The sequence below is a fragment of the Achromobacter sp. KK8 genome, assembly GCF_054188005.1.
Genome location: NZ_CM135178.1, coordinates 4,268,975 through 4,284,614, shown reverse-complemented (window position 1 = coordinate 4,284,614; position 15,640 = coordinate 4,268,975). Strand labels below are relative to the sequence as shown.

General features: G+C 69.9%; 15 protein-coding genes. 8 read left to right on the top strand and 7 right to left on the bottom strand.

Annotation, left to right across the window (positions count from 1 at the left end):
- Positions 1 to 284: 284 nt before the first annotated feature.
- The gene (locus ACVN9Z_RS19915; RefSeq protein WP_054482262.1) at positions 285 to 1,271 is read left to right on the top strand and encodes a Bug family tripartite tricarboxylate transporter substrate binding protein; all 987 of its coding nucleotides are present in this window, start codon (positions 285 to 287) and stop codon (positions 1,269 to 1,271) included.
- Positions 1,272 to 1,775: 504 nt separating this feature from the next.
- Complete coding sequence (locus tag ACVN9Z_RS19910) at positions 1,776 to 2,657, top strand: hypothetical protein (protein WP_026383573.1); 882 nt, start codon at positions 1,776 to 1,778, stop codon at positions 2,655 to 2,657.
- An 11-nt stretch (positions 2,658 to 2,668) separates the two neighbouring features.
- On the opposite strand, the gene ACVN9Z_RS19905 is transcribed toward ACVN9Z_RS19910, so the two are convergent.
- The 5 genes from ACVN9Z_RS19905 to ACVN9Z_RS19885 all read right to left on the bottom strand — a co-directional run bounded on the left by ACVN9Z_RS19905 (position 2,669) and on the right by ACVN9Z_RS19885 (position 9,214).
- Positions 2,669 to 3,541, bottom strand: coding sequence for a DMT family transporter (locus ACVN9Z_RS19905; protein ID WP_006388129.1), 873 nt, complete (start codon positions 3,539 to 3,541; stop codon positions 2,669 to 2,671).
- A 165-nt stretch (positions 3,542 to 3,706) separates the two neighbouring features.
- Complete coding sequence (locus ACVN9Z_RS19900; protein ID WP_024068709.1) at positions 3,707 to 3,919, bottom strand: hypothetical protein; 213 nt, start codon at positions 3,917 to 3,919, stop codon at positions 3,707 to 3,709.
- Between the two features lie 59 nt (positions 3,920 to 3,978).
- Positions 3,979 to 6,606, bottom strand: a complete 2,628-nt coding sequence (locus tag ACVN9Z_RS19895) for an AAA family ATPase (protein ID WP_053498486.1) — start codon at positions 6,604 to 6,606, stop codon at positions 3,979 to 3,981.
- A complete protein-coding gene (locus tag ACVN9Z_RS19890; protein WP_238919624.1) occupies positions 6,603 to 7,730 on the bottom strand; it encodes a metallophosphoesterase family protein in 1,128 nt (375 codons plus the stop codon). Before ACVN9Z_RS19890 ends, ACVN9Z_RS19895 begins: the two co-directional genes overlap by 4 nt.
- Positions 7,731 to 7,912: 182 nt before the next feature.
- On the bottom strand, positions 7,913 to 9,214 hold the full coding sequence (locus tag ACVN9Z_RS19885; protein WP_006385299.1) for a D-amino acid dehydrogenase: 1,302 nt from the start codon (positions 9,212 to 9,214) through the stop codon (positions 7,913 to 7,915).
- 135 nt (positions 9,215 to 9,349) lie between these two features.
- On the opposite strand from ACVN9Z_RS19885, the gene ACVN9Z_RS19880 reads away from it, so the two are divergent.
- The 6 genes from ACVN9Z_RS19880 to ACVN9Z_RS19855 all read left to right on the top strand — a co-directional run bounded on the left by ACVN9Z_RS19880 (position 9,350) and on the right by ACVN9Z_RS19855 (position 13,909).
- On the top strand, positions 9,350 to 9,817 hold the full coding sequence (locus ACVN9Z_RS19880) for a winged helix-turn-helix transcriptional regulator (RefSeq protein ID WP_006385298.1): 468 nt from the start codon (positions 9,350 to 9,352) through the stop codon (positions 9,815 to 9,817).
- A 124-nt stretch (positions 9,818 to 9,941) separates the two neighbouring features.
- Positions 9,942 to 10,625, top strand: coding sequence for a DUF502 domain-containing protein (locus ACVN9Z_RS19875; protein ID WP_173010966.1), 684 nt, complete (start codon positions 9,942 to 9,944; stop codon positions 10,623 to 10,625).
- A gap of 34 nt (positions 10,626 to 10,659) precedes the next feature.
- Positions 10,660 to 10,884, top strand: a complete 225-nt coding sequence (locus ACVN9Z_RS19870; protein ID WP_024068705.1) for an RNA-binding S4 domain-containing protein — start codon at positions 10,660 to 10,662, stop codon at positions 10,882 to 10,884.
- Positions 10,881 to 11,456, top strand: a complete 576-nt coding sequence (locus tag ACVN9Z_RS19865; protein WP_045953133.1) for a restriction endonuclease — start codon at positions 10,881 to 10,883, stop codon at positions 11,454 to 11,456. The genes ACVN9Z_RS19870 and ACVN9Z_RS19865 overlap by 4 nt, the downstream gene beginning before the upstream one ends.
- Before the next feature lie 94 nt (positions 11,457 to 11,550).
- A complete protein-coding gene (locus tag ACVN9Z_RS19860; RefSeq protein WP_006384555.1) occupies positions 11,551 to 11,937 on the top strand; it encodes a DUF2784 domain-containing protein in 387 nt (128 codons plus the stop codon).
- A 19-nt stretch (positions 11,938 to 11,956) separates the two neighbouring features.
- Positions 11,957 to 13,909, top strand: coding sequence for a tetratricopeptide repeat protein (locus ACVN9Z_RS19855; RefSeq protein ID WP_458212548.1), 1,953 nt, complete (start codon positions 11,957 to 11,959; stop codon positions 13,907 to 13,909).
- A 10-nt stretch (positions 13,910 to 13,919) separates the two neighbouring features.
- On the opposite strand, the gene ACVN9Z_RS19850 is transcribed toward ACVN9Z_RS19855, so the two are convergent.
- Complete coding sequence (locus tag ACVN9Z_RS19850; RefSeq protein WP_006385295.1) at positions 13,920 to 15,047, bottom strand: acyl-CoA dehydrogenase family protein; 1,128 nt, start codon at positions 15,045 to 15,047, stop codon at positions 13,920 to 13,922.
- 128 nt (positions 15,048 to 15,175) lie between these two features.
- The gene (locus ACVN9Z_RS19845) at positions 15,176 to 15,622 is read right to left on the bottom strand and encodes an Rrf2 family transcriptional regulator (protein ID WP_020927444.1); all 447 of its coding nucleotides are present in this window, start codon (positions 15,620 to 15,622) and stop codon (positions 15,176 to 15,178) included.
- Positions 15,623 to 15,640: the final 18 nt, after the last annotated feature.

The following is a 15,640-nucleotide window of genomic DNA, read 5'->3' as shown; positions in this document are numbered from 1 at the left end:
ACATGTTCGATGCGCATTCATTACGCATCCATGATGCCCCCGTTTTCGTTCAAGTTATTGTCAGCATACGTTTTTTAGCCACAACTTCGCCGATCAGGGCCTTTTCTGCGCGGCATCAAATACCCCCATGCGATGCAGGGGGAATCCCGATTGACCGGGGTGGTGTAACTGTGTGGAATGGCGCCCACGAAGCGTCGGCCAGGCCCGCATCCGCGCCCGGCGCGCTTCACCGACGCCGGCCATCGAAGCCGGCCGGCTCGGATTCAATAATATGGAGAAGACTCTTGACCGTGCTGTCCCAAGCCAAGGCCGCCCTGGCCACCGCCCTCGCCGGCCTCTGTCTCAGCGGCGCCGCGCAAGCCGCTGACGCCTACCCGAACAAACCCATCCGCCTGATCGTGCCGTTCGCGGCCGGGGGCACCACCGACATCGTCGCCCGTGTGGTGGCCGAAGGCCTGGGCCGAGAACTCGGCCAGGCCGTGGTGGTGGAAAACCGCGGCGGCGGCGGCGGCTCGATCGGCGCCGACGCGCTGGCGCGCTCCACCCCGGACGGCTACACCCTGGGCGTGGCCACCGTCAGCACCATGGCCACCAACCCCGCCACCAATCCCAAGACCCCCTACAACCCGCTCAAGGACTTCGCGCCCATCACCAATATGGTGAATGTGCCCAACGTGCTGACCGTCAATCCCGCGGTGCCGGCCAAGTCGGTGGCGGAGTTCGTCGCCCTGCTCAAGGCCAACCCCGGCAAGTACAGCTACGCCTCGTCGGGCGCCGGCGGCATCGGCCACCTGGACGGCGAACTGTTCAAGTCGCTGACCCAGACCGACATGGTGCACGTACCCTATCGCGGTTCAGGCCCGGCCCTGAACGACGTGATCGCCGGCCAGGTCAACGCCCAGTTCGACAACCTGCCCTCGTCCATGCCTCACATCCAGGCCGGCAAGCTCCGCGCCCTGGCCATTGCCGCGCCCAAGCGCCTGCCCGCCCTGCCGGACGTGCCGACCTTCGCCGAAGGCGGCCTGCCGGAAATGGACAATATGGCCTGGTACGGCCTGGTCGCGCCCGCCGGCACGCCCCAGGCGGTGATCGACCGCATCCACGATGCCACCGTCAAGGCGCTGAAGGATCCCAAGATCGCGCAACGCCTGGCCGACGGCGGCTCGCTGGTCGACGGCAACACGCCGGCCGAATACGCCGCCCAGATCAAGCGTGAACTGGAGCTGCGCCAACGCATCGCCAAGGAACGCAACATCCAGTCGAACAACTGAGGCTTGCCGCAAGGCATTGCCGCGTAGCCGGCGGGCAGGCTCCCTGTCCGCCGCTCCCCCCGCGCCGCAGGCTGGCAGCGTGGGGGCCGGATCAGCGGATTCGGACCATTCGGACGAGGCGCCCGCGACACATCGGCGGATGGCGGGCGCGGGCTCTGCTACCATTTCGCCCGTGCGAACCGATTTTTCCCGCCTCTCCGACGCCGCCTGCGTCCTTTGCGCCCTGCGCTCGACCCTGTTGAGCTCGCAGGAAGTCGCCGCGCGTTCCGCCTACGCGCGCTCCAAGCCCGGCTAAGCGCCCGCTTCCCCTCCCTTCCGTCTCGTCCGTACCGGCCGCCGCCGGCCGCCAGCACGTCCGCACGTCCCCATGCCGTGCGCACCGCCAGGCTCCAGGCCGGCCGCCGCAACCGCCTCGCCGAATGGCCGGGCGGTTCTCGCCACATGTTTCGTCCGCGCGCCGGCTCCGTCCGGCGGGCGGCGCCACGCCTTGATCGCCACCGAGCCATGCAACTCACCAAGAAATTCGTCAAAGCCAAGAATCCCTGCGCGGGAGGCTACAAATGGTTCCTGCGGGACCACAACGGACAGGGGGACTACCAGGCCGTCCTCGATGCCCTGGTGGCCGACGGGCGCGTGGGCGACGCCTGCTGGCTGCTGGACCAGTTCGGGCCGACCGACGCAGTGCTGAAGCTGGACACGCTCGACGCGCAGGCCATCGTCTTTGCCGGCACGCTGGAGGTGCGCATGGGCATCAACGTCGACAGCGTGGTGCGCGCCGGCCGCAGCATCATCACCGGCGGCGGCATTCGCGCCGGGGAATCCATCGTTGCGGGCGAGAACATCACCGCCGGCGCCAACATCGCCAGCGCCGGCGACCTGCGCGCGGGCGGCGACGTTTCCGCCGAATGGGGCATCGAGGTCGCCACCCTGCTGGACTGCCGCGGCAACGTGCGCGCCAAATGGGACATCTGCGCCGGCCAGGACCTGGCCGTGACCGGCCACCTGCGGGCCGGGCAGGACGTGCAGGTGCAAGGCGCCCTCAAATGCGGCCAGGGAATCAAGGCCGGCGGCGGCGTCCAGGCCGCCAAGGACATCGATGCCGCCTGCGGCATCCAGGCGGGTGCCACCATTGCCTGCGGCGGCCACCTGGCCGCGGGCTGGGGCCTGATCGCAGGCGAAGACATCCGCGCCGACGGCTCGATCCGCGCCGGCGAAGGCGTGCATGCCGATGGCTGCATCCAAGCGGGCGACGGCCATGGCGTCTATGCCGGCCTGAATGTGCGCCTGGACGCCTGGGCGGTCTGCGCCCGGGTCCAGGCGCGCGAGCGCCCGGCGCAACTGGTCAGCGGCCACTGGGCCGGCCAGGAAGAAACCGCGCACGCGTAGCGCGGGGGATATTAGCTCCCAGGCTGCGCGGCCGGCGCCCGCAGCACCAGCATCAAACCCAGCAGGATTCCCGCCATGCCGCCCAGGCTCAGCAGCGACAGCCGGTTGCCGAGCACCAGGTAATCCAGCGCCGCGGTGCCCGCCGGCACCAGGTAGAACAGGCTGGTGACGTTGACCAGGTTGCCGGACTGGATCATGCGGTAGAACAACAGCGTCGCGCCGACCGAGATCACCAGGCCCATCCACAACAGCGGCAGGATGAAGCCCACGCTCCAATCCGCATGCAGCGGCTGGAACGGCGCGAACAGCAGGCACAGCGCCAGGCTCACCACGTACTGCAGCGGCATCACGTCCATCGGCGCCTGGCGCACGCGCTTTTGCAGGATGGCGCCGACCGTCATGCTGGCCAGCGCCGCGAACGCGAAGGCCATGCCGGCCACCGAGAAACGCGCCATGCCGATGCTCTGGAACATCACCATCGCCAACCCGCACAGGGCCAGCAGCAGGCCCGCCAGCCGCATGGGCGGAAAGCGGCGCTCCAGCAGGGCCAGGGTCAGGATGGGTTGCGCCCCCAGCAGCGTGGCCAGCACGCCCGGCGTGATGCCATGGTCCAGCGCCAGCAGATAGCAGATGGAATAGCTGCCGATGAGCAGCAGCCCGGTCAGCGCGACGATACCGCGCGTGCCCGGCGCGGGCAGCCAGCGCCGCCGCCCCGCGCAGATCAGCAGCAACACCGCCAGGGCCAGAATGAAGCGCAGCAGCAGGAAGCCGAAGGCCGAGGCATGCGCCAGGCCCCATTTGGCGAAGATCGCGCCGCCGCTCCACAGCAGCACGAACAAGGAGGTGGAGCCGTAGGCGGCCCACGCATTGCGATTTGAAGACATGAGAATTTCTACCTGTCGAATATGGAACAGGCTCCCGCGGCGTGCGCGCGTCTTGCGAAGCGCGGAACGAATCAGGCATGGACGCGCGGCGGGCGGACGCAAACGCGTCGGCGCATCAGCGCGGCGGATCCAGGCGATAAAGCGGGAGCGGGAGGTGTGCGGCGGTCAGCCGACGACGGCGGCCACGGGCGGATAGGCGCCCACGACGCCGGCGACGACATCGCACGGCGGCGGCGGAGCAGCCGGCGGCGATACGACCGTCGAGACGACAGGAGAAACCACGGGAGAGGACACGCCATGCCGCAGGCTTGCGCGCAGGCCGGCGCCGGCTGCGCGGGCAGCGAACGCGGATTCGGCGGAAGGCGTGAAGTCGGGCATGTGAAACGCGTCGGGTTCGGTGATGAACCCGCGTAGCCTACCGGCGCGGCGCCCAGGCGTCAAGCGCCGATGCGACGCTGCTCGACGCCCAGGTCGCGCCAGGCCTCGCCATGGCAGGTGAACATCAGGATCTGGTGGCGCGTGGCGGCATCGAACAGCGCGCGCTTCATCAGGTCGCGGCGGCCGTCGTCGGTGTGCACAAGGGCGTCGTCCAGCAACAGCAGCGTGGGACGCCCCGCCTCGCGCAGCAGGTCGGCGTAGGCAAAGCGCGCCAGGATGCCCAATTGCTCGCGCGTGCCGAAGCTGAGCGCGTCCAGCGGGTCCTCGCCGCCGGCACGCTGCAGGGCGGCAGGCAACAGCGCTTCGTCCAGGCGCAGCGCCGATTCGGGGAACAGCAGCGCCAGGTAGTGGCTCAGACGGCGGGCCAGCGGCGCCTGCAGGCGCTGGGTGGCGGCGTCGCGTTTGCCGGCCAGCAAGGTGGACAACAGCTCAAGCGCCTGCGCGCGGCGCTGGAACTCATCGCGGCGGCGCTGCAGGCGTTCGCAGGCGGCCTCGGCTTCGGACAATCGTTCGCCCAGGCCTTGCGCGCCGGCCTGCTCCAGCTTGCCCAGCAGTTGCTGGATCTCGCTGTGGCGCCTGTGCTGGGCGTCGCGTTCGATGGCGGCGGATTTCTCGTAGCGTTGCGCGTCCTGCTCCAGCAATTCGGGGCGCAGCGCTTCCAGCGCGGCCTGCGCCTGATGCAGGCGTTGTTCGAGCAGGTCGTGGCCGTTGCGGGCCTCGGCCAGGCGGCCGGCACGATCCTGGCGCTGCGCCGCGCGTTCGGGCGATTGCAGGTCGGCGCCGCGCGCGGCGGCCTGGGTTTCGAGCAGTTGGGCGCGGGCGCCGTCGGCATCCAGGGCGCGCTGGACCGCCGCCAGGGCCTGCTCGGCTTGCGCGGCGCTGGCTTCGGCATCGCGCAACGCCTGGCGCGCGGCCGGCGGATCGACGTCGTCGGCCTCTGCCGCCGGGGGCAGCAGTGCCAGCCGTTCGGCCAGTTGCGCGCGCCGCGCCTGCGCTTCGTTGCGCTGGCCGCGCAGCGCGTCCACGCCCTTGGGCGCGTGGATCGCCAGCGTCTTGCGCATGGCGTCCAGCTCGCGCTGCAAGGCGATGCCGCGCGCGTGGCGTTCCTCGGCCTCGGCCGCGTGGGCCACGCCCAGGCGCGACAACAAGGCGGCGCTGGCGGCCTGCATCTGCGCCAGTTCGCGCTTGAGCGCCGGCAGGTCCTGGCCGCCCGGTTCGATGCGCAAACGCCCCAGGCCGGGCAATTCCAGTTCGGCCGCGGCGGTCAGCAGCAACTCGCCGTTGCCGGCCAGCGCGGCGCCGTCCAGCCGGGCCTCGCGGCCCGCGTCGAACGCATAAGACAGGCGCGTGGCAATGGCCTGCTGGCGCAGTTGCAGATCGCCCAGCGCGCGCTCGCTCTTGCGCAGGGCCTGGATATCGGCGTCGGCGATTTCGATGCGCACCGCTTCGGCCTTCAACGTCGAGCCCTGCTCGATCAGGCGGGTGGCTTCTTCCAGCGCGCCGTCCAGGCGTTCGATATCGCGCGCCAACTGGTCGAGTTGCTGCTGCAGATCGCGCCGGTCGGCCACCGCCTGCACCGCCGCGACCCGCTGGCGCGCCTGCTCGGCGGCGGCAACGTGCGTATCCCGGAGCCGCCGGGCGCGGGCCAGCGGCTCCTGCGCCTCCTGGACGGCGGCGCGGGCGGCCTGCGCCTGCGCCACCAGGGCCTGCAGCTCGGTTTCGTCCTGCTGGTCGCGGCGCACCTGCTCCTGCAGCACCGCGAGGGTCTGCGCGGCCTGGCGCTGCTCGCGCTGCAGCCCTTCGAAGGCTTCGCGTTCCTTGGCCACGGCCGCGAGCCGGGCGCGCGCCTCGGCCGCGCGCGCCTCGAGATCCTTCCAGGGTTGGCCGGCCTCGGCGCGCGCATGCTCGGCGCGCAGCGCCGCCAGCCGGTCGACGTCGGCGTCGAGCTGGGCCTTGGCCTGGGCGCATTGGTCGCGCTCGGCCTGGGCGGCGGCGAGCGCGTCCTCGGCGTCCTTGTAGACGCCCTTGGGGCGGCCGTTGCGCGCATCCAGCAAGCTGGCGCGCTCGGCGGCCACGCGTTCATAGAGCCGGTCGCCGTCGCCGGAGGCCAGCTCGCCGGACAACTGCGTCAGGGCCTCGCGCAAATGGCCGCCGGCATGGCCGGCCGCGGTTTGCAGGTTCTGGCCGTCGCCCTGCTGGATCCACAGCAGGCCCGGCACGCCGGCCAGGTCGGGCTTGCTCTGGCCGCGCGCGGCCAGTTCGAAGCCCAGCAATGCGGCCAGCGTGTTCTCGGCTTCCTCGCCCTCCAGCCGTTGCGCGCCGTTGTCGATCAGCAGCTCGCAGCGGGCGCGCGACAGGAAATACTTCTTCAGTTGGTAATCATGGCCGCCATGGCTGAACGCCAGCTCGACGCCGGGACGGGCGCCGCTCTCGCCGCGCGGCGCCAGGTCGGACACGGTGCGGGTGCTGTAGCGTTCCAGGAACGCGGCGCGGATGGCCGCGGCCACGGTGCTCTTGCCGGCCTCGTTGGGACCCACGAACAGGTTCAGGCCATCCTGCAGGCCATCCAGCACCAGGGGCTGGCGGAACTTGCGGAATTCTTCCAGGGCGATGCGCGTGAGCTTCATTGCGCGCCTCCCGCGGCGGCGCCTTCGCGTTGGAAGCGCAGCAGCAGCCGCAAGGCCTCGCCGGCCACCGCCGCCTGCTCGGGATCGGCCTGCATGGCCTGCAATTGCGTCGCCACTTCGCCGACGTAGCCGCTGGCTCCCAGTTGCGCCAGGTCGGCGTCATCGGGTTCGAGCAGCAGGCCGGAAAAGTCCGGCAGCACCGCCCTCGCCTGCGCCGCGGCCTGGTCCACGGCGCGTTGCAGCGCCTCCCAGGTCGGCACGTTGACGTGGCCCTGCACCTCCAGCCGCAGCACGTCCTCGGCGCGCAGCGCCGCCAGGCGCTCGGCCAGCGCCTGGGCGTCGGTCGGCAGGCTCAGCGTTTCGGTCCAGGCCGACCAGCGGTACTTGCCGGTGGCCACGCGCTCGACCTGCGGCGTGGCGCCGGGCGCGGCGATGCGCACGTCCAGCACGTAGCCGGGTTCGTTGCCGCGAAAGCGGTCCTGTTCGGGCGTGCCGGCGTACCAGGTGCGTTCGTCGATGGACAGGCAGCCGTGCCAGTCGCCCAAGGCCAGGTAGTCCAGCCGCGCGCGGCTGGCGCGATCGGGAGCGATGGGATTGGTGGCGTCGATGGTGTCCGGCAGGCGCCCGGCCACGCTGCCATGGGCCAGGCCCACGCGGATGCGACCCGGTTCGGACTCCATGGCGTCGAAGGCCTGGGTGACGTCGTCGTAGGTATGGCGCTGGGTCAGCGGCGCGGCCAGCACCGCGAGGTTCTGCGCCGCCAGGTCGACCACGCCGGGGCGCGGCGGCACCCGCACATTGGGCGGAATGCAGCCCAGTTGCGCGGCGCGGCTCCAGACGCTGTCGGCCAGCGCCGCGTCGTGGTTGCCGGCGATCATGACCCAGGGGCCGGCATAGGCGGCCAGCGCCGCGAACAGGCGGCGGATGGTACGGTCGGACACCCCCTGCGTATCGAACACGTCGCCGGCCACCAGCACCGCGTCGACCTGGCGCTCGGCGGCCAACGCGGCGATGCGCGCCACGGCATCGAAGCGGGCCTCGGCCAGCAAGGCGGCGTCATCGGTTTCGAACTGGCCGTACTGGCGGCCGATCTGCCAATCGGCGGTGTGCAGGAAATGGGTCATGCGGGGATTGTAGAGGCCGGCGGCGGCCGCCAGGAACATCGGCAGGCCGCAAGCTGTCGCAAAAGCATCCGCCCGCGCCCGGAGCGAACAACGGCCCGGCCGGCATTGTGCGCCGGGCGGGCCGTCGAGACGCCGGCTTTTGGCCGGCGCCGAAGGAAACGCGTGCGGGGATCGGGCCGGACTCAGGCGCCCTTGCCGCCCAGCACCAGCGGCCGTTCGGCCGGGGCGTGGCGGTCGTAGCGCGACAGCGCCAGGCCGTCGGTGCGGATCTGCGGACGCTGGCCCAGGACCTGGTCGGCCACCAGCTTGCCGGAGCCGCAGGCCATGGTCCAACCCAGCGTCCCGTGGCCGGTGTTCAGGAACAGGTTGCCGTAGCGGGTCGGGCCGACCACGGGCGTGCTGTCCGGCGTCATCGGGCGCAGGCCGGTCCAGAACTCGGCGCGGGCCACGTCGCCACTGCCCGGGAACAGGTCATTGACCACCAGCTCCAGCGTCTTGCGGCGCGCGTCCTTCAGGCGCAGGTCGAAGCCCGACAGCTCGGCCATGCCGCCGACGCGGATGCGGTCGTCGAAGCGGGTGACGGCGATCTTGTAGGTTTCGTCCAGGATGGTCGAGACCGGCGCGGCGGCCTCGTCCTTCATGGGGATGGTGAGCGAATAGCCCTTGACCGGGTACACCGGCAGGTCCAGGCCGAGCGGCTCCAGGAAGCCGCGCGTATAGCTGCCGAACGCGGCGACGTAGCGGTCGGCCGTCAGGACCTCATTGCCGACGCGCACGCCGGTCACCTGGCCGCCGGCGGTGTTCAGGCCGGTGACGGACTGGTTGTAGCGGAACTCCACGCCCAGCGCCGCGGCCATTTCGGCCAGGCGGGTGGTGAACAGGCGGCAGTCGCCGGTTTCGTCGTTCGGCAGGCGCAGGCCGCCGGCCAGTTTGTGCAGGGAACGCGCCAGCGCCGGCTCGGCGGTGACCAGGCGGTTGCGGTCCAGCAGCTCGTAGGGCACGCCGACCTCTTCCAGCACCGCGATGTCGCGGCGCGCGGCTTCCATCTGCGCCTCGGTGCGGAACAGCTGCAGCGTGCCGCGGGCGCGCTCTTCATAATGGATGCCGGTGTCGGCGCGCAGCTCGCGCAGGCAATCGCGGCTGTACTCGGCCAGGCGCAGCATGCGTTCCTTGTTGACCGCGTAGCGCTCGGCCGAACAGTTGGCCAGCATCGCCGCCATCCACTTCAGCTGGTACAGGCTGCCGTCCAGGCGGATCGCCAGCGGCGCGTGCTTCTTGAACAGCCACTTGATGGCCTTGAGCGGGATGCCAGGCGCGGCCCAGGGCGTGGAATACCCCGGCGACACCTGGCCGGCGTTGGCATAGCTGGTCTCCTGGGCGGCGCCGGGCTGGCGGTCCAGCACCGTCACTTTGGCTCCCTGGCGGGCCAGATAATAGGCGGTGGTGGTGCCGATGACGCCGCTGCCGAGGACGATGACGTGCATGATTCTTTCCGAAGTTTGGATTTGGTCAGGAATTTCGGTAGTCTATGAGCCTCATGACAGTGAAAATCACTGAAGATTTTCATTAGGCAGTGCTTTTTCCCGGCCAACCCTGTTTTTTTACCCGTCCGAAGTGAAATGCGCGACCTTGATCGTATCGACCTGAAAATCCTGGATATCCTGCAGCGCGAAGGCCGTATTTCCGTCACCGAACTGGCCGAGCGTGTCAGCCTGTCGGCCACGCCCTGCTCCGACCGGATCAAGCGCATGGAACGCGAAGGCGTGATCTCCGGTTACCATGCGCGCGTCAATCCGGCGGCGCTCGGCAAGAACCTGCTGGTGTTCCTGGAGATCAAGCTCTCGGCCAAGTCGGGCGACGTGTTCGACAAGGTCAAGAAAGAACTGCTGTACGTGCCCGAGGTCATGGAATGCCACCTGGTGTCGGGCGATTTCGACTACCTGGTCAAGGCCCGCCTGACCGAAATGAATGAATACCGCCGCCTTCTTGGCGAAATCCTCAAGCGCCTGCCCGCGTCGGCCGAATCCCGCAGCTATGTGGTGATGGAGGAGATCAAGGAGACGCTGTTCCTGCCCGTCGACCGGTAGCAATTCCCGCGTCTTGTTACCGGCAGGCGCGCCACCTGCTGCTATGCTGCGGCCCTCCCTGTCCACGCCCGGCGCCCGCCCCGGTCCCGATGACCTGGCCCCGATTTCTTTGCCCCATGACTCTATGACCCGTCTCTACAAGTACTTCTTCCGCGGATTGATCACCGTCCTGCCGCTGGCGTTGACGATCTACCTGCTCTACATCTTCCTGGCCTGGACCGAGGCGGTGGCGCTGACCTTCCTGCGCCCGTTCATCGGCGGCTTCTACTTCCCCGGCCTGGGCCTGCTGCTGGGCATCCTCGGCATCCTGGCGATCGGCTACCTGGTGTCCAAGGAACGCGTCAAGCGCGTGATGGCGTTGCTGGAAATGCCTTTCACCAACCTGCCGGTGGTCAAGAGCATCTATTCGTCGCTCAAGAGCTTCGCCGACTACTTCTCGCCCAGTTCCAAGGCCACCGCCCAGCAGGTGGTGATCCTGCGCGTGCCGGGCCAGCAGTTGGAGCTGGTCGGCCTGGTGACGCGCCGCAACCTGGAAGGCCTGCCGGAAGGCTTCACCCAGGGGGACCGGGTGGCCGTGTACCTGCCGATGGGCTATATGATCGGGGGCTACACCGTGTTCGTGCCGCAGGAATGGGTGCAACCGATCCAGATGTCGGTCGAGGAAGCCATGCGCTCGTCGCTGATCGCCTGGATGGCGCGCGCCGAAACCCCCAGCGGCCGCCCCGTGGCGCCGGCCGACGTGCCGCCGATGCCGCCCGCCCCGCCGGCTCCGCCCGCTGGCGGCAATGTCCCCGGCGGCCAGGCCTGAACCGCCCGCTCCTCATTCAACGCCCGTCCGTTCCATGCCCATCATCGAATTCACGCTTGCCGAAGGCAGCCCCTTTATTGAAGTCAACCAACTGCTCAAGGCCACCGGGGTCTGCGACAGCGGCGGCGCCGGCAAGATGCTGGTGGCCGAAGGCCACGTAAGCGTGGGCGGGGTGGTCGAAAGCCGCAAGACGGCCAAGATCCGTCCCGGCCAGATCGTCACCTGCGGCGACGTCCGTATCGTGGTGCGCGCGCCATGAAGTTCAGGATGTCGCAGAACTCCATCTTCGCGGTGCTGCTGCGCTCGCCGTGGTGGATGAGCGCCGGCGTGGCGCTGCTGCTGTCGGTCGGCGGTTTTGCCGCGTTGCCGTTGGAGTATGCGGCGATGGGCGTGTTTGCCGCGGTGCCGTTCGCGGTGATCGCCATCATCGCGGCCTACAGGCAGTTGCGCGCGCCGTCGGGCGCGCGCGTCGAGGCCGTGGCGCAGGCCGCCGCGGCCATGTCGTGGCAGCAGTTCGCCGCCACCGTCGAGGCCGGTTTTCGGCGCGACGGCTGCGAGGTCGAACGGCTGCAAGGGCCAGGCGCCGATTTCGCCTTGACCAAGGATGGCCACGTCGCCATGGTCGGCGCCAAGCGCTGGAAGGCCGCGCGCGTCGGCGTCGAGCCGTTGCGCGAACTGCAGGCCGCGCGCGAAAAGCGCGGCGCGCGCGAAGCCATCTATATCGCCTTGGGCGAGGTGTCCGACAACGCGTTGCAGTACGCCCGCGCCCAGGGCGTGTCGCTGATGACGGCGCCGGAACTGGCCAAGCTGCTGCGCGACCTGAAACCCTGACCCGCGGCGCCGGGCCGCGCGCCCGGTCGCCGATCCCCGCCGCCGCGGCCGCAATGCCCGGCGGCGCGGATGCCAACCTCGGAGGACCTGCCGCATGATTCCTCGCCTGCTGGCCGACGCCGTCCTGATCGTGCACGGCCTGTTCGTCGCCTTCGTGGTGTTCGGCGGCCTGCTGGCGCTGTGGCGCTGGCGCGTGGCCTACCTGCACCTGCCGGCGCTGGCCTGGGGCGCGATGGTCATCGGCATGGGCTGGGTCTGCCCGCTCACCCCGCTGGAAGTCTCGCTGCGGCAGCAGGCCGGCCAGCAAGGCTATGCCGGCGGCTTCATCGAACACTACGTGCTGGCGCTGATCTACCCGGACGGCCTGACGCGCGGCATCCAGATCGCGCTGGCGCTGCTGCTGGTCGTTGGCAACCTCGTCATCTACACCCTCTGGGCGCGCCGCCGCCTGGCCCGCCGCGCCCGCGCGCTGGGCGCCTGAATCCTGGACACGACATCCCATGAGCTTCCTGAAGAAACTGCTCGGCAAGCAAGCCGCCCCCGCCGATGACGGCGCCGCGCCCGCGGCCGATGCGGCGTCGGTTCCCGAACCGATTTCCGAACCCGACTCCGCGCCCATTTCCGAACCCGACTCCGAGCCGGCCTCCGCGCCGGACAGCCAGGCCGACATGATCCGCGCCTACGACGCCTATGGCCGCGAAATCTTCGTGCCGCGCGACCAGTGGCGCGACAACGTGCTGGCCGGCGCCGTCGAGCGCCACTGGGACGACCCCGACTCGCTCGCCGGCCTGATCATCCAGTCGCTCGGCGACGGCTTCATCGATGAAATGGTCAGGCCCGCCGACCGACTGGTCGAACTGCAGCCGGGCGCCGAGCGCGGCGTGGTGCTGCAGGCCATCGTCTACATGAAGACCGGCCGGCTCGACGACGCCGAACGCGTGCTGCGGGATTTCATGGCCGCGCACGGCGAGACCGGCATCGTCCTGACCAACCTGGCCAAGATCCAGGACGAGCGCGGCGACGAGGCCGGCGCCCTGGCCACGCTGTGGCATGCGCTGAAGCTGGATCCCAACCAGGACAACGGCCTGGGCTGGTACGAGGCGATCCACCGCGAACACGGCGGCGATGCCGCCGGCGTGGCCGCCATGCGCAAGGTTGCCGCCCTGCCCGGCAGCTGGCGCGCGCAGTTGTGGCTGGCGCACGGCGAACTGGGCGCGCACAACCTGTCCGGCGCGATCGCGATGTATGAAGAGTCGTTGGCCCGCGCCGGCACGCCCGCGCCCGCCGACCTGCTGGCGCAGATGAGCGGCGACCTGGGCAACGCCGGCGCGATCGAGCCGATCGTGCAACTGGCCGGGCCGCGCTTCGAGGCCGCCCACCACGGCATCCAGGTCGGCAACAACCTGATCCGCGCCTACGTCGAACTGGGCCGCCACGACGAGGCCCGCGCCATCCTCGACCAGCTCTACGCGCAGCAGCGCCCCGACTGGAAGGACAACCTGGCCTATTGGGACACCGAACTGGCGCGCGCCGCGCTGGGTGACGGCGCCACCGAGCCGGCGCAGATGCGGCTGGCCATGCTGCTGGGCCGCGGCCCGGTCTGGCTGACGCCCGATTCGCCCGCGGCGGCGCTGTTCACGCCGGTGACGCCCGATCGTCCGCTGGTGTCGTTCCTGGGCGGCTCGGCCGAGATCGGCGCCGCGCCCGAGGGCGCCGAGCGGCAACTGGCCGACGCCACCGGCCGCCTGAGCCGCGCGCTGCCGCTGTACTTCAACGAACAACTGGCGCTGCGCTGCGGCCTGCGCACGCAGACGCTGGTGCCGTGGCTGACCGAGCCGCATCCCGGCTTCCTGCTGAGCGGCGCGGCCTGGGACGACACCGACGCCATCGGCTACGCGCAGCAATGCGAGGCGCAGAGCGATTACGTGGTGATCTCGCACCTGGTCACCGTGGCCGAGCCGTGGCGCGCCGAAGTGCGCTTGGTGCGCACCGAGGACGCCGAATGCATCGGCGCGTTGTCGGCCGAATTCCCGATGGCCGATCCGACCGCCGCGATCCAGCGCCTGACCGAGGAACTGGTGGCGCTGGTCGGCCGCGCCACCGCGCAGGCGCCGCTGGCGGCGCCTGCCAACTACACGGTGCCGGACGGCGCCGCCTTCCCGTACTACCTGCTGCGCCTGGAACAGTTGCTGGCCGTGCGCTGCAACGGCGCCAATCCGGAACAGCCGGGCCAGCTCAATGGCGAACGCGAAATCCTCGATGGCAACCTGCGCCAGTGCCTGGACTTCCCGCGCAGCGTCAATGCGCGCCTGCTGCTGGCGCAGACGGTGCGCGCCATGAAGAAGGTGCGGCCGGATGTGGCGGCCGAGTTCGAGGAAAGGATTGCGCGGCTGCAACGCGAGCAGCCACTGGAAGCGTCGGCGCAAGCCGCGGTGCAGGCCTTGCTGGACTGATCGCGCGCTTCTACAGGGCGCGCGCGATCACCAGCCGCTGGATGTCGCTGGTGCCTTCGTAGATCTGGCACACGCGCACGTCGCGGTAGATGCGTTCCACCGGAAAGTCCGCCAGGTAGCCGTAGCCACCAAGCGTCTGGATCGCGGCCGAGCAGACCTTCTCGGCCATCTCGGAGGCGAACAGCTTGGCCATCGAGGCCTCGGTCAACGCCGGCCTGCCGGCCTCGCGCAACGCCGCCGCGTGCAGCACCATCTGGCGCGCCGCGTGGATCTGCGTGGCCATGTCGGCCAGCCGGAACGACACCGCCTGGTGCTCCATGATGGGCTTGCCGAAGGCCTGGCGGTCACGGGCGTAATCGCGCGCGCATTCGAACGCCGCGCGCGCCATGCCGACCGACTGCGAGGCAATGCCGATGCGCCCGCCCTCCAGGTTCGACAGCGCGATCTTGTAGCCCTCGCCCTCCTCGCCCAGCCGCCACGCGGCGGGAATGCGCATGTCCTCGAAGGCGATCTGGCAGGTGTCCGACAGATGCTGGCCGAGCTTGTCCTCGACCCGCACCACCTGGTAGCCCGGCGTGTCGGTCGGCACGATGAAGGCCGAGATGCCGCGCTTGCCGGCCTGCGGATCGGTGACCGCGAACACGATCACCAGTTGGCCCGTGCGGCCCGAGGTGATGAACTGCTTGGCGCCGTTGAGCACGTAGTGGTCGCCATCGCGCACCGCGCGGGTGCGCAGGCTGCTGGCGTCGGAGCCGGCCTGTGGCTCGGTCAGCGCGAAACCGCCGATGGCGGCGCCCGTGGCCAGCGGCCGCAGGAACTGGTCTTTCTGCGCGTCGCTGCCGTACTTCAGGATCGGCATGCAGGCAACCGAATTATGCACGCTCATGATGGTCGAGCAGGCGCCGTTGCCAGCCGCGATCTCCTCGAGCGCCACGGCGTATGACAGGTAGCCGCTGGCGTTGCCGTCCCATTCCTCCGGCACCAGCATGCCGAAAAATCCCAGGTCGGCCATCTCGCGGATGGCGTCGGCCGGATAGTGGTGTTCGCGGTCCCAGCGCTCGGAATTGGGCGCCAGGCGTTCCTGCGCGAAACGGCGCGCCATGTCCTGGACGCTGAGCTGTTCTTCGGTCAATAGCATGTTCGATGTCTCCTGGTCGGGCAGTGCCGGACTGGCGCGGGTGGACGCCGTCCGTGTTCTCTTGCGCGGGCCGGCGGCCCGGGATGCGGGCGCGGCACGATTGCGAGAATACACCGGCGCCGTGCCCGCTAGCGCTCCGGGCAGTGCGGATGCAGCTTGAGCCGTTCCTGGAAGTCCCGCGCCAGCTGGTCCATGCGGATCGTGGCGAAGCGTTCCAGCAGCAGCCGGCGCGACTCGGCCATCGCGCCTTCGAGCCCGGCGTTGACGGCCTGCTCCACCAGGCACTTGGGTTCGCTCTGGTCCAGTCCGAGCGCGAAGATCGGCGGCTCGCCCAGCGCCTGGTACACGTCCAGCAAGGTCAGTTCGGACAACGGGCGCGTCAGCACCCAGCCGCCGCCGTGGCCCTTTTCCGATTGCACGTAGCCGCGTTCGCGCAGGCCGGACATCATGCGCCGCACCACCACGGGATTGGTGTTCAGCATCTTGCCGATGGTCTCGGAGGTCAGCGGCGCATCCTGCTCCGCCATGTGCAGCAGCACGTGCAGCATGCGGGACAGGCGGTTATCGCTGCGCATGGAAAGACTCCTGGTTCA

Bases quoted from the DNA above. Each gene is read 5' to 3' on its own strand.
- ACVN9Z_RS19910 (WP_026383573.1), top strand. From the start codon at position 1,776: ATGCAACTCACCAAGAAATTCGTCAAAGCCAAGAATCCCTGCGCGGGA.
- ACVN9Z_RS19905 (WP_006388129.1), bottom strand. From the start codon at position 3,541: ATGTCTTCAAATCGCAATGCGTGGGCCGCCTACGGCTCCACCTCCTTG.
- ACVN9Z_RS19900 (WP_024068709.1), bottom strand. From the start codon at position 3,919: ATGCCCGACTTCACGCCTTCCGCCGAATCCGCGTTCGCTGCCCGCGCA.
- ACVN9Z_RS19895 (WP_053498486.1), bottom strand. From the start codon at position 6,606: ATGAAGCTCACGCGCATCGCCCTGGAAGAATTCCGCAAGTTCCGCCAG.
- ACVN9Z_RS19890 (WP_238919624.1), bottom strand. From the start codon at position 7,730: ATGACCCATTTCCTGCACACCGCCGATTGGCAGATCGGCCGCCAGTAC.
- ACVN9Z_RS19885 (WP_006385299.1), bottom strand. From the start codon at position 9,214: ATGCACGTCATCGTCCTCGGCAGCGGCGTCATCGGCACCACCACCGCC.
- ACVN9Z_RS19880 (WP_006385298.1), top strand. From the start codon at position 9,350: ATGCGCGACCTTGATCGTATCGACCTGAAAATCCTGGATATCCTGCAG.
- ACVN9Z_RS19875 (WP_173010966.1), top strand. From the start codon at position 9,942: ATGACCCGTCTCTACAAGTACTTCTTCCGCGGATTGATCACCGTCCTG.
- ACVN9Z_RS19870 (WP_024068705.1), top strand. From the start codon at position 10,660: ATGCCCATCATCGAATTCACGCTTGCCGAAGGCAGCCCCTTTATTGAA.
- ACVN9Z_RS19865 (WP_045953133.1), top strand. From the start codon at position 10,881: ATGAAGTTCAGGATGTCGCAGAACTCCATCTTCGCGGTGCTGCTGCGC.
- ACVN9Z_RS19860 (WP_006384555.1), top strand. From the start codon at position 11,551: ATGATTCCTCGCCTGCTGGCCGACGCCGTCCTGATCGTGCACGGCCTG.
- ACVN9Z_RS19855 (WP_458212548.1), top strand. From the start codon at position 11,957: ATGAGCTTCCTGAAGAAACTGCTCGGCAAGCAAGCCGCCCCCGCCGAT.
- ACVN9Z_RS19850 (WP_006385295.1), bottom strand. From the start codon at position 15,047: ATGCTATTGACCGAAGAACAGCTCAGCGTCCAGGACATGGCGCGCCGT.
- ACVN9Z_RS19845 (WP_020927444.1), bottom strand. From the start codon at position 15,622: ATGCGCAGCGATAACCGCCTGTCCCGCATGCTGCACGTGCTGCTGCAC.